The sequence below is a fragment of the Streptomyces sp. RKAG293 genome, assembly GCF_023701745.1.
Taxonomy (GTDB): Bacteria; Actinomycetota; Actinomycetes; order Streptomycetales; family Streptomycetaceae; genus Actinacidiphila.
The window spans coordinates 7,081,761-7,093,198 of record NZ_JAJOZB010000001.1 but is presented as its reverse complement, the minus strand read 5'-3'; the positions used below and the strand labels follow the sequence as shown (position 1 = coordinate 7,093,198).

11 protein-coding genes are annotated in these 11,438 nt (G+C 74.0%); 5 read left to right on the top strand and 6 right to left on the bottom strand.

All coding sequences use genetic code 11. The features are described from left to right. Nucleotides 1–246 precede the first annotated feature (246 nt). Both LNW72_RS31395 and LNW72_RS31390 read left to right on the top strand, forming a co-directional pair. Nucleotides 247–1,020 (top strand): MBL fold metallo-hydrolase, encoded by a 774-nt coding sequence (locus tag LNW72_RS31395; protein ID WP_250978444.1) that lies wholly within the window; start codon nucleotides 247–249, stop codon nucleotides 1,018–1,020. Continuing rightward, nucleotides 1,017–1,655 carry a VTT domain-containing protein gene (locus LNW72_RS31390; RefSeq protein ID WP_250978443.1) on the top strand — a complete coding sequence of 213 codons (639 nt, stop codon included), beginning with the start codon at nucleotides 1,017–1,019 and terminating at the stop codon, nucleotides 1,653–1,655. The genes LNW72_RS31395 and LNW72_RS31390 overlap by 4 nt, the downstream gene beginning before the upstream one ends. 24 nt (nucleotides 1,656–1,679) lie before the next feature. Here the strand turns inward: LNW72_RS31390 and LNW72_RS31385 are convergent, their stop codons facing one another. The 3 genes from LNW72_RS31385 to LNW72_RS31375 form a co-directional block, all read right to left on the bottom strand. Continuing rightward, nucleotides 1,680–2,675, bottom strand: coding sequence for an MBL fold metallo-hydrolase (locus LNW72_RS31385; protein ID WP_374117361.1), 996 nt, complete (start codon nucleotides 2,673–2,675; stop codon nucleotides 1,680–1,682). A gap of 73 nt (nucleotides 2,676–2,748) precedes the next feature. Next, nucleotides 2,749–3,924 (bottom strand): aminotransferase class I/II-fold pyridoxal phosphate-dependent enzyme, encoded by a 1,176-nt coding sequence (locus LNW72_RS31380; RefSeq protein WP_250978441.1) that lies wholly within the window; start codon nucleotides 3,922–3,924, stop codon nucleotides 2,749–2,751. Nucleotides 3,925–4,140: 216 nt separating this feature from the next. After that, entirely contained in the window at nucleotides 4,141–4,797 is a 657-nt protein-coding gene (locus LNW72_RS31375) for an HAD family hydrolase (RefSeq protein WP_250978440.1), read from the bottom strand. Between the two features lie 60 nt (nucleotides 4,798–4,857). Here LNW72_RS31375 and LNW72_RS31370 point away from each other — a divergent pair, with 60 nt between their 5' ends. Then, entirely contained in the window at nucleotides 4,858–6,345 is a 1,488-nt protein-coding gene (locus tag LNW72_RS31370; protein WP_250978439.1) for a bifunctional phosphatase PAP2/diacylglycerol kinase family protein, read from the top strand. Nucleotides 6,346–6,448: 103 nt separating this feature from the next. On the opposite strand, the gene LNW72_RS31365 is transcribed toward LNW72_RS31370, so the two are convergent. Further along, on the bottom strand, nucleotides 6,449–6,901 hold the full coding sequence (locus LNW72_RS31365; RefSeq protein ID WP_250978438.1) for an SseB family protein: 453 nt from the start codon (nucleotides 6,899–6,901) through the stop codon (nucleotides 6,449–6,451). 117 nt (nucleotides 6,902–7,018) lie between these two features. Between LNW72_RS31365 and LNW72_RS31360 the strand changes: the two genes are divergently transcribed. Beyond that, nucleotides 7,019–7,621, top strand: a complete 603-nt coding sequence (locus LNW72_RS31360) for a GNAT family N-acetyltransferase (protein ID WP_250978437.1) — start codon at nucleotides 7,019–7,021, stop codon at nucleotides 7,619–7,621. Nucleotides 7,622–7,669: 48 nt separating this feature from the next. On the opposite strand, the gene LNW72_RS31355 is transcribed toward LNW72_RS31360, so the two are convergent. Further along, the gene (locus LNW72_RS31355) at nucleotides 7,670–8,737 is read right to left on the bottom strand and encodes an RNA ligase (ATP) (protein WP_250978436.1); all 1,068 of its coding nucleotides are present in this window, start codon (nucleotides 8,735–8,737) and stop codon (nucleotides 7,670–7,672) included. Nucleotides 8,738–8,848: 111 nt separating this feature from the next. After that, entirely contained in the window at nucleotides 8,849–10,240 is a 1,392-nt protein-coding gene (locus tag LNW72_RS31350) for a M48 family metallopeptidase (RefSeq protein ID WP_250978435.1), read from the bottom strand. Nucleotides 10,241–10,403: 163 nt separating this feature from the next. Here LNW72_RS31350 and LNW72_RS31345 point away from each other — a divergent pair, with 163 nt between their 5' ends. Beyond that, the gene (locus tag LNW72_RS31345; RefSeq protein ID WP_250978434.1) at nucleotides 10,404–11,438 is read left to right on the top strand and encodes a ketopantoate reductase family protein; all 1,035 of its coding nucleotides are present in this window, start codon (nucleotides 10,404–10,406) and stop codon (nucleotides 11,436–11,438) included.

Below are 11,438 nucleotides of genomic sequence, written 5' to 3'. Positions count from 1 at the left end.
ACCTCACGTCCCGTTCGCGGCCCGGTCACCGGTACCGCCGGTTCCGGGAAACTGCTCCACGCCGTCCACCCTGCCACAACGCCCCCCGGCCGCCGCTCAGGCCACCCCCGGCGGGCAACCCGGCGGGCACCTCGGAGGGCACCCCGGCGGGCACCCGGGAGGCGCCCCCGCGCCCGCCCGGTGATCGGCATAGGGTCGGGGACAGCGGGCAGGGGCGGACGAGGGCACGGCGGAAGGACGGTTCCGGTGGCGGTGGAGATCACGTGGTGGGGGCATGCCACGGTGACCGTGCGGGACTCGGGCGTCCGGGTGCTGACGGATCCGCTGTTCGTGAGCCGGCTCGCGCATCTGCGGCGACGGAGAGGGGCCGTGCCACCACCGGAGGCGGCGGTCGCGGACGTCGCCGTCGTCTCCCATCTGCACGCCGACCATCTGCATCCCGCCTCCCTGGCCCGGCTCGCGCCCGGCACGCGGGTACTGGTGCCGCGCGGCGCTCCGCAGGCCGTGCCGGGGCTGCGGCGGCTGCGGGCACTCGACCTGGTCGAGGTGGTGGCGGGCGACGAGGTACGGGTCGGCCCGCTGACGATCCGCGCGGTGCCCGCGGCACACGACGGGCGGCGGCTGCCGTACGGTCCGCACCGCGTCGCCGCGCTCGGGTACGTCGTGCACGGTGAGGCCCGGACGTACTTCGCCGGGGACACCGGGCTGTTCGACGCGATGGCCGACGAGGTCGGGCCCTGTGACGCGGCGCTGCTGCCGGTCGGCGGCTGGGGCCCGTTCCTGGGCACGGGGCACCTGGACGCCGGACGGGCCGCGCAGGCCCTGGCCCGGCTCGCGCCCGGAGCGGCGGTCCCGATCCACTACGGAACGTACTGGCCGGTGGGCATGGACGCGGTCCGGCCGCATGAATTCCACTCCCCGGGCACCGAGTTCGTCCGGCAGGCCGCGCTGCTCGCGCCGGAGGTGGCCGTGCACCGGCTGGACCACGGCGAGAGCGTACGGCTGGCGGCGGCACGGTGATCCGCTTTCTCGCGGAGACGGCGTCGTCCCCCACCTCGCAGACCACCCAGCAGGCGGTCGGCTATCCGACGCTCTTCCTGCTGGTGGTGCTCGGCTCGCTGGTGCCGGTGATCCCGACCGGGGCGCTGGTCAGCGGCGCGGCCGTGGTCGCCTTCCACCAGACGTCGCCGTTCGCGCTCGCGCTGGTCTTCGGGGTGGCGGCGCTCGCCGCGTTCCTCGGCGACGTCGGTCTGTACTGGCTCGGGCAGCGCGGGATCCGCTCCAGGAACGGCTCGCGCTGGCTGCATCGTCTGCAGAGCCGGGCGGATCCGGACCATCTGGCCAAGGCCCAGCGGCAGCTCGACGAGCACGGTGTGGCGGTCCTGGTGCTGTCCCGGCTGATCCCGGCCGGCCGGATCCCGGTGATGGTGGCCTGTCTGCTCGGCGAGCTGCCGCTGCGCCGTTTCGTGCGCGGGGACATCGCGGCCTGTCTGGCGTGGGCCGCCGCGTACCAGCTGATCGGGATCGTCGGCGGTTCACTCTTCCCCGAGCCCTGGCAGGGCGTGGCGCTCGCGGTGGGCATCGCCTTCCTCGTCGCGCTCGTGCCGCAGGTGTGGCGCCGGGCGGGGCGGAAGGCCGGCCCGCCCGGCGAATAGCGAATAGCGAATAGCGGCAGTCGGCTACGGCTCGCGGCTCAGTACCCGTGAGGCCCCGACCGGCAGGTCCCAGAGCCCCTCGCGGGGACGTCCGGTGGCGGCCCAGGCCGCCCGCACCCGCGCCAGCGGTTCGAGCGGCGGCTCGGCCGAGAGCAGGAACGTGGCCCAGTGCATGGGGGCCATGGCGGCGGCGCCCAGGTCGAGGCAGGCCTGGACGGCCTCCTCCGGGTCGGTGTGGACGGGGCTGAGCATCGCCCGGGGGTCGTACGCGCCGATCGGCAGCAGCGCCAGGTCGATGCCCGGATGGGCGCGGCCGATCTCGGTGAACCAGTGGCCGTAGCCGGTGTCACCGGCGAAGTACACGCGCTGCCCGTTCCGGTCGGACAGCACCCAGCCGCCCCACAGCGAACGGCAGGTGTCGGTGAGGGTCCGCTTGCTCCAGTGGTGCGCGGGCACGAAGTCGAGGCGCACACCGCGCAGTTCCGCCGCCTCCCACCAGTCGAGTTCCGTGACGTGGGTGAAGCCGCGGCGGCGGCACCAGCGGGCGAGTCCGGCGGGGACGAAGAGCGGGGTGTCGCGCGGCAGCCGTCTGAGGGTGGGCGCGTCGAGGTGGTCGTAGTGGTTGTGGCTGATGACGACCGCGTCGATGTGCGGCAGTTCCTCCCAGGCGACACCCACCGGGGTGACGCGGGCCGGGGTGCCGAGGATCTTCTCCGACCAGACGGGGTCGGTGAGGACGGTGAGCCCGCCGATCCGCAGCACCCAACTGGCGTGCCCGGCCCAGGTGACGGCAACGGTGTCGGAGTCGACGTCCGGCAGCGGGCCGGGTTCCACGGGCAGCCCGGGAACGGTGGCGAGGGATTCGGCGGTGGGGCGCAGGCCGCCCTCGCGCAGGGTTCTGGCCATCTCGCGGAACCCGGGGAGCGGGGCGGTGAGCCGGTCCGCGAAGGATCTCGGCCATACGCGGCGTTCACCGGGCGGACGTGGCTCGGCGAGGGCGCGCTCGGTCTGATCGGTCATCGAGTCTCCCATCCGTTGGCGGCGCGGGCTCGGACGGGCGCGGTGGGACGCGCCCCCGGTCACCGACCGTAGTTCAGCCGGCCGTCAGTTCGGTGAAGGCCACCTCGAGTTCTGTCAACGCTTGGGAGACGTGTGGGACTTCCAGCGGATCGATCGCGTCGAGTGCGGCACGCCGTTCCTGGTCGGTGCCGCCGTGCAGCGGACCGGTGTCGATCCTGACCCGGAGCGCGGCCGGGTCGTCGCCGAACCGGTGGCCGCCGAGGACCCTCCGGCCGAGCCGCAGGGAGAGGTGGCGTTCGAGGGCGGGCGCGTCGGGAAGGTCGTGGGTGTCGTGGGAGGTCAGTTCGGCGTAGAGCTGGAAGCCGGCCTGGGGCGGGCGGCACAGCGCGCCGGCGCCGGTGACGGCACGGTACGCGCCGGCCCCGACGGCGGCGTGCAGCCGGTTCGCGGCGGCGGTGTGGGCGCGTACGTCGTCCGGTTCGGTCAGGGCGTACGACGCCGCCGAGGCGACCGGCGCCAGCAGGACGGCCCGCATCTCGGCGCAGCCCCGCGCCACCCGCTCCCGCAGTCCGGTGCCCTCGTCGGAGTCCGGGAACCTGGCCAGCGCGACCGGACAGCAGGTGGGCGCGAGGGATCCGCCGAGGTCGGTGAGGACGATGGTCCGCTCGGGAAGCATCTCGGCGGGGCTGAGCAGCACCGTGCCGGGGTCGTGTCGGGTGTCGCTGTACGTCTCGTCGGACACCACGATCAGCCCCGCCTCGGCGGCCGCCTCACAGCTCTCGTGCAGCAGCTCGGGCGAGGTGACGGTGCCGGTCGGGTCGTCCGCCGGCGACAGCAGGAGCACCCGCGGGTCCGCGCCCTCCGTCCGCGCCCGGCGGACGGTCTCCAGCAGGGCGAACGGGTCAGGTGCCCCGCCGCCCTCCGCCGGCGTCGGTACGGCGAACACCTCGCGGCCGAGCAGCCGGGCGACGGGCGCCTGCCAGGCGGCGGAGGGCCGGGCGAGCACCAGACCGCCGCCGGTGGCGGCGAGGATCGCGAGCAGCAGCGGCTCGGCGCCGGGCGCGGCCACGATGCGCCCCGGATCGGTCCACAGCCCGCGGCGCCCCCAGTACCCGGCCGCCGCCTGCCGCACCGCCGGGCTGCCGCCGGCCGGTTCCGGCCCGCCGCCGCCCACGAGGTGCGCGGTCCAGTACGCGGGGACGGGCAGCCCCGGATCGGGCCTGAGGTCGTACGGGGTCGTCCCCTGCATCCGTGCCTCCGGTGGGTCAGTGGCTGCGGCCACCTTCCCAGTCGGCGCGCGCGCCACAGGAGTGCCATGCCCTCCCGCCGCACCGCCCACCCGTTTGCGCCGGGGCCGGGTTCCGCTCGATCCGACCGTGAGCGGCTCGGGAGAGACCCGGGTCCGGCTCGGGTGTGACCCGGGGCCCGCTCACGCGCGGCTCCCTCAGAGTCACGCGCGGCTCCCTCAGAACCCGCCGAGCAGGAGTTCCGGCAGGTCGCGCATCTCGTCGAAGACGACCGTCCCCGGGCCTTCGAGCCAGGCCCGCGGCGTGAGCCCGCCGTAGTAGCCGAAGGCGCGCATGCCCGCCGCGCGGGCCGCTTCGACGCCGAAGCGGCTGTCCTCGACCACGACGCAGTGGGCCGGGTCCGCGCCCATTGCGCGGGCCGCGTGCAGGAAGAGGTCGGGGGCCGGCTTGCCGTGCTCGACCTCGGACGCGCTGAAGATCCGGCCTTCGAAGCGGGAGTGGAGGCCGGTGAGCCCGAGCGAGTGCCGCAGTCCCGGGTGGGTGTTGCTGGACGCGACGCAGGTGGGGAGGGTGATCAGGCCGAGCGCCTCGGTGATGCCGTCCACGGCGGTCAGTTCGGCCTCGAACACCGACCGGTACCAGGGCCGGTAGCGGTCGTACCAGCCCTCGGGGAGCGGCCGGCCGAGCTGCTGCTCGATCGCGGCGGTCAGGTCGCGGTGCGAGCGGCCGACGAAGCGCTCGACGATCTCGGCCTCGGTCAGCGGCCAGCCGAGTTCGGCCAGCATCAACGCGTCGACGCGGACGGCGAGGCGCTCGCTGTCCACCAGGACGCCGTCGCAGTCGAAGATCACCAGGTCTATTCGATCATCAGCCACCCGGGCATCCTAGGGGAGCGGGTTGGTATCGATGGCCGCTGCCCGGGTAGCCGCTAGCGCATGAAGCAACGCGCCAGGGCCCAGTCCTTGAAGATGTGGGACCACCAGCTGTTCCACCAGGTCGCCAGCCGTCGCTGGCCGGGCGCCGAGCCCGTGCTGCCCCGGCTGAGCCGCAGCGCCAACCACGGGCTGCTGTGGTTCGGGGTGGCCGCCGGGATCGCCGCGGTCGGCGGAAAGCCCGGCCGGCGGGCGGCGCTGCGCGGGGTGGGGTCGCTGGCGCTGGCCTCCGCGACGGTGAACACCGTGGGCAAGCGGGCCGTCCGCCGGGCCCGTCCGATACTGGAATCCGTCCCGGTGATACGCCGTCTGCGGCACCAGCCCTTCACCACCTCCTTCCCCTCCGGGCACGCGGCCTCGGCCGCCGCCTTCGCGACCGGGGTCCTCATGGAGTCGGGCCGCTGGGGCACGGTGGTGGCACCGATCGCCGCCTCGGTGGCGTTCTCCCGGGTCTACACGGGGGTGCACTACCCGAGCGACGTGGTCGCCGGTGCGGCGTTCGGCATGGGGGCCGCCCTCGTGGTGCGGGCGCTGATCCCCACCTCGAACGGGCCGGCCGCCGACGTGGGCCCGGCCGTGAACGCCCCTTCGCTGCCGGCCGGGCGCGGGCTGTTCGTCGTGGTCAACGAGGCGTCGGGGCCGCCCGCGCTGCTCAACCCGCCCGCCGACCGGATCCGCGCCGCGCTGCCGGAGGCCGGGGTCGCGGAGCGCTCGGAGGACGACGACCTGGCGGAACTGCTGGAGAAGGCCGCCCAGCAGGCGGTCGAGCACGACGGTTCGCTCGGGGTGTGCGGCGGCGACGGAACGGTCACCCTGGCTGCGTCGATCGCCCTGCGGCACGGCCTGCCGCTGGTGGTCTTCCCGGGCGGAACCCGCAACCACTTCGCGCTCGACCTCGGCATCGAAACGGTCGAGGACGCCGCCGCGGCGGTCGTGGCGGGCACCGCGGCGGCCGTCGACCTCGCGACGTACACCTCGTACGACACGCCGGGCGGCGCCGAGGCCGTCCCCTTCGTGAACACGTTCAGCATCGGCTCGTACCCGGAGCTGGTGCGCATCCGCGAGCGCTGGTCGCGGCGGGTCGGCAGCTGGCCGGCGAGCGTGCTGGCGGCGGTGCACGTGCTGCGCACGTCCGAGCCGGTCGACGTCGAGATCAACGGGCGCCGCCGGTCGGTCTGGCTGATCTTCGCCGGGAACTGCGAGTACTCCAGCGTCGGGCTCGCGCCGGTGCGCCGCCGCGATCTGAACGACGGGATCCTGGACGTACGCATCGTGGACGGCGGACCGTTCGCCCGCACACGGCTGCTCGGGGCCGCCGTGACCGGCTTCCTCACCCGCTCCCCCGTGTACTCCGCCGCCAAGCTGCGCCGGCTGCGGATCCGCGGTCTGGCCGCGGGAAGCCATCTCGCCTACGACGGCGAGGTGGTCCCCGCGCCCTCGGAACTGCTGCTGGACAAACTGCCCAGCGCCCTGGTGGTCTACCGGCCGTGAGCCGGCGGGATGCCGGGCGACGGAATGCCGGGTGACGGGACACCGGGCGACCGGACACCGGGCAGGGCCGGGGCCGTCGCGACCCCGGCCCGCCGCATCCGGATCATGCGGCCGGGCCCGCGCCCGGCCCTGATCCCGACAGGGCGGCCAGTGCCCGCACCCCGGGGCCGGCGATGCTCAGCGCGTCCGGGGAGCCGGTGTCGATGGAGAGCGTGAGCTCGTCGGACGGCCAGCTGCCGCTGAGGGCGGACAGCGGCACCAGCCGGTAGCGCTGCGTACCCGGCAGGGCCTGCGCCATCCGCTCCTCGGAGGTGAACACCGGCACCAGCTTGACCCCGTCCTCCTGCTCGTACACGGGCAGCTGGATCCCCTGCGGCGCCGCCGGGTCCTGCTCCGGCGCGTCGGGGTCGGGGTCGCCGGGTCCGCCGGGAACGGGAAGCAGCACGTCACTGAGGGCGAGGGTGCTCAGTGCGATCACGTTCTCGCCGCCCTGGGCGATCTCGTGGAGGGCTTGCTGCGCCGGGGGCAGGGCGCCATTGGAATGGATGTCGGTCATGGCTACGGGTCCTTTCGGCGACTGAACCTCCCGCGTACCCCACCGAGGGCCGGAACATGCCGTCCAGGATCCAGAACCGGCTGGCCGGACCAAGGGCGCTGTGGTTACGGTGCGTGCATGGTTGCCAAGTCGCCTTCACCCACCGTCCTGACCGGCCGCTTCGTCCGGCTCGAACCGCTCGGACCGGAACATGTGCCGGATCTGTTCGCCGCCGGAGGTGGTGACGAGGAGGTGTGGCGCTGGCTGCCCGCGGAACCGCCGCGCACGGAGGAGGAGCTGCGTGATCTCGCGATCACGGTCTGCGCGCAGAGCCGGGAGGCGGGCGGTGTCGCCTACGCCGTGATCGAGCTCGGCAGCGGCCGGGCGGTCGGCTGGACGACGTTCCACGAGGTGAGCACCGTCGACGAGCGGCTGGAGATCGGCTGGACCTGGTACGGCCGCGCCTACTGGCGCAGCCCGGTCAACACCGAGACGAAGCTGCTCCTGATGACCTACGCCTACGAGGACCTGGGCATGGGCCGCATCATGTGGAAGACCGACCTGCTCAACACCCGCTCCCAGGAGGCGATCCTGCGGCTGGGCGCGCAGCGCGAGGGCGTCTGGCGCCGCCACCGGCTGCGGTCGGACGGTGTCACCTGGCGTGACAGCGTCTTCTTCTCGCTCCTCGCGGACGAATGGCCGGACGCGAAGCGCCGGCTCCGCGCCCGCCTGGACGGCTGACGGGCGCGGAGCGGTGCGGACGGGCGCGGTCTCACGCGTCGCACGCTCTCACTCGTACTCGGTGCCGCCCTTGCGCGTCAGATAGGCGTCACTGACGACCTTGGCGATGGCCCGGCCGCCGACCACCGGGCTGTAGCGGTCGTCGGCGGTCCGCACCACGACGCCCTCGCGCACGTGCAGCCCGCGCCCGGAGACCGTCTCCGCGCCCTGGGCCAGCTTCAGCGCCGTGTCCAGGTCGAAGGGGCCGCTGAACAGGACGGGCACCAGCGGCAGTGCCCCCGCCAGCAGCTCGTGCGGATCGAGCCAGCGGACCTGCCCGTCGATCTCGGCCGACACGTCGAAGGCCGCGAAGGCGGGCACGTCGTGCCGGCCGTCCTCCCCGTACCCGAGGTCCTGCACGCCGGCTCCGTAGACCTCACCGAAGATGCCGACCCGGGACGCGCCGAGCCGCGCCGCGAGCCGGGCGGCGACGGCGGGCAGGCCGTGGCCGCGCACGGCGCGCCAGTACAGGTTGCCGTCGGCCTCCTGGAGCGCCAGCCGCTGCGAGCCCAGCCCCTTGGAGGTGACCTGGATCCGGCCGGTGTCCGCGAAGTAGCTGAAGCAGCACGCGGTGCCGTGCAGCTTCTCGGTGATCACCACCTGGTCGCCGGGCGCGAAGATGTCCGGATAGCGCTTGAGGTTCTCGATGTCGGTCCACGGCAGCAGATCCGGCGCGGCCTCGACGTCACCGCTCATCGACACCGGGATCGGCGGCACCCACTTGACGATGCCCAGCCGCTCCGCGAAGTCCTCCCCGTCAGCGGCGGCCCGCTCCAGATCCGTGCCCGCGAGCACCTCCGGCCGGCACACGATGCCCTGCGAGAGCTCACCGCGCAGCCGCACCGCCCGCACCCGGTTGGCAGCCGACCCCGCGAGCCGGCCGGTCAGCCCCAGCTCCCCGATGAGCCCTTCGGGCAGCACGGCCTGCTCGGGTATGTACACCGCGAACTCACCCGTCCGGTAAGCGCCCTTCGCGACGACCGCCCGATAGAGCCCGACCTGCGCCAGCTCCAGCGCGTCCGCGTTCGGGTGCTCGTGGATCGTCAGCCGCTCGGCGCTCACACGCAGCGTGGACATGCGGTAACCCTCCCCCGTCATACGTCAAGGAACCGGCGAACGCGGGCTCCTGCCACCACTCTCGCTGCCGGACCGCCGTCTCGGCCAGCGGATTTCTCGGGGCGGCGCCCGCTACAGGTCCCTGATCACTTCGCGGGCCAGCCGTGTGCGGGCCGGGGCGAGTTCCCCGTCGATGGCGGCGACCGCGTCGGCGTCCAGGACCACCGTGGCGGGGAGTTGGCCACCGTCGGCGATGAGGGAACGGCGCAGATGGGTCGGCGGATGGGTCGCGTCGACGGTGTGTCCGCGCAGCACGCTGACGCGGCGCAGCCGGTCGTACTCCCGGTCGGGGATCGATGCGATGCGGGCGGCGAGATGGGTCCACAGTCCGGCCTCGACGGCCTTCGGGTCGACACCGGGGAGGCGGGTGCGGGCGCGGATCGCCTGCGTACGGAGGTCGTTGCTGACGGACTCTCCCGTCAGCAGCCGGTCGAGCAGGCCGACGGCCGCCTCGCTGGAGCCGGTTCCGGCCGCCATCCGGTCCGCCAGGTACTCGGCCCGCTGGGCGGACCGGACGGTGAGATGGTCGAGGAGTCTGAGGACGCCCAGCACCGCCAGGCGCGGCAGCACCATCAGCGCATCGGCCAGTGCCTCCGCCAGCCGGACCAGCCCGGCCTCGGCCGGCGGCCGGGCCGCGCGCTGCGCGAGCTCACCGAGACCGTCGGCCCTGACCATGCGGCTGTTGCGCCGCGCCGGGGTGAAGACCTCGTACCAGGTGACCAGGGAGCGCAGCGCGGTGTGGATGACGAGCCCGTGCCGGGTGTCGCCGTTGGCGTAGTGACCGAATTCGTGGCCGAGCAGGGCGACGCGCTGTTGCGGGGTGAGCGTTGCCCACAGCGGGAGTCCGATGTCGACCCGGCGGTGGCGGCGCCATCCGTACGCGCTGACGGAGGCGTTGAACCGGGCGTCGATGACGACGGCGTCCGCGGCACGGGTGCCGACCCCGCCGGCGATCTCGTCCAGGAGCGTGAACAGGGCCGGGGCGTCTGCCCGGCGCAGGATGACGCCGTCCCCGGGGAGCCGGCCCAGGCGGGGGCGCAGCGCGAACGCCACCACCAGCAGGACCAGGCCGATGACCGGCTGCACCACCGTCTCCCAGCCGAGCACGACGAGCAGGACGCCACTGACGGCGAGGGCGACCGTGAAGAGATGGACCACGCCCGCCAGCGCGTAGGCAAGGACGCTGTGCGCATCGCGACGCGGCAGCTGTTCACCGCCGCGGGTCAGCTCTTCGTGCAACTGCCCGCCGTGGCGCCGGGCGAGAGCGATCCTGAAGGCGCCGGTCCGGCCGGGCTGCGCGTCCGGCTCACCTGAGTCGGCGTTCCAGCCGCATGCGGCGCACCAGGTGGCGAAGCGCGGGTCCACCGGCACCGTGGCGCCGCAGTCCGGGCACGGATCGTCGGGCTTGCGCAGCGTGTCCCCGGCGTTCGTTCTCTTACTGGTGCTCGCGCTGATGTCGGTCATGGTCCCTCCCCGGACTTCCCCCTGCCGGGCGGCCGAACGTTACACGACGGGCACCGGGTGTCCGCAGGCCGGATCGACGGAGGGTGCGCTGGTCGCCGGGGTACCGGGAACCGGCCGGTGACCACCCTCCGGGAGGACTTGACGTGTGTGCGAGTCTCGGACGGTGCGATACATCATCATCGGCGCCGGCGCGATCGGCGGAACCATCGGCGGCAGGCTCTTCGACAGCGGCCGTGAGGTCGTCCTGGTGGCGCGGGGTGCGCATTACGAGGCGCTGCGGGACGGCGGGCTGCGGCTGACGCTGCCGAGCGGGTCGCTCAAGCTGCCGGTTCCGGTCGTCGACGGGCCGGAGGCCCTCGAACTGCGGGCGGACGACGTTCTCGTGCTGGCCGTGAAGACGCAGGACAGCGTCGCGGCGCTGGACGCGTGGGCCGGGCGGCCGGTCGTGGGCGGGGGTACGGCGGGCGGGCGGCTGGCGGTGGTGTGCGCCCAGAACGGTGTCGCGGGCGAGCGGCTCGCGCTGCGCAGGTTCCGGCGGGTGTACGGGATGTGCGTCTGGTTGCCGGCGAGCTATCTGGAGCCCGGGTCGATCGAGGCGTCGTGCGCGCCGCTGACCGGCATTCTGCACCTCGGCCGCTTCCCGGCGGGAGCGGCGGGCACCTCGGGGGCCGACCCGTTGGCGGAGCGCATCGCCACGGACCTCAAGGAGTCGGGCTTCGACGCGCCCACGCCGCCCGATGTGACGCGCTGGAAGTACGGCAAGCTGCTCAAGAATCTCGGCAACGCGCTGCAGGCCACCTGCGGCCCGCTCGACGGCGACGACGCCCACGACGTGTTGCGGCGCGCTGTCGCGGAGGGCGAAGCGGTGCTGGACGCGGCCGGGATCGACCGGGCGAGCGACGCCGAGCAGACGGCGGTCCGGGGCGATCGCGTCCAGCTCCAGCCCCTCAACGGGGTGACGCGCGGCGGCGGTTCGTCGTGGCAGAGCCTCACCCGGGGCACGGGTTCCATCGAGGCGGACTACCTCAACGGGGAGATCGTGCTGCTCGGCCGGATGGCCGGCATCGACACCCCGGTCAACGCGGCGCTCCAGCAGATCGCCAACGCGTTCGCCCGTGAGGGCCGTCGGCCCGGGGAACTCACGATCCCCGAACTGACGGCCCTCATCGACTCCTACGAGCGGACCCGACGGGACTGA

What these genes read in the sequence shown, in the direction of transcription:
- LNW72_RS31385 (WP_374117361.1), bottom strand. Translation starts at nt 2,675, where the DNA reads ATGACCGATCAGACCGAGCGCGCCCTCGCCGAGCCACGTCCGCCCGGT.
- LNW72_RS31380 (WP_250978441.1), bottom strand. Translation starts at nt 3,924, where the DNA reads ATGCAGGGGACGACCCCGTACGACCTCAGGCCCGATCCGGGGCTGCCC.
- LNW72_RS31370 (WP_250978439.1), top strand. Translation starts at nt 4,858, where the DNA reads ATGAAGCAACGCGCCAGGGCCCAGTCCTTGAAGATGTGGGACCACCAG.
- LNW72_RS31365 (WP_250978438.1), bottom strand. Translation starts at nt 6,901, where the DNA reads ATGACCGACATCCATTCCAATGGCGCCCTGCCCCCGGCGCAGCAAGCC.
- LNW72_RS31360 (WP_250978437.1), top strand. Translation starts at nt 7,019, where the DNA reads ATGGTTGCCAAGTCGCCTTCACCCACCGTCCTGACCGGCCGCTTCGTC.
- LNW72_RS31355 (WP_250978436.1), bottom strand. Translation starts at nt 8,737, where the DNA reads ATGTCCACGCTGCGTGTGAGCGCCGAGCGGCTGACGATCCACGAGCAC.
- LNW72_RS31350 (WP_250978435.1), bottom strand. Translation starts at nt 10,240, where the DNA reads ATGACCGACATCAGCGCGAGCACCAGTAAGAGAACGAACGCCGGGGAC.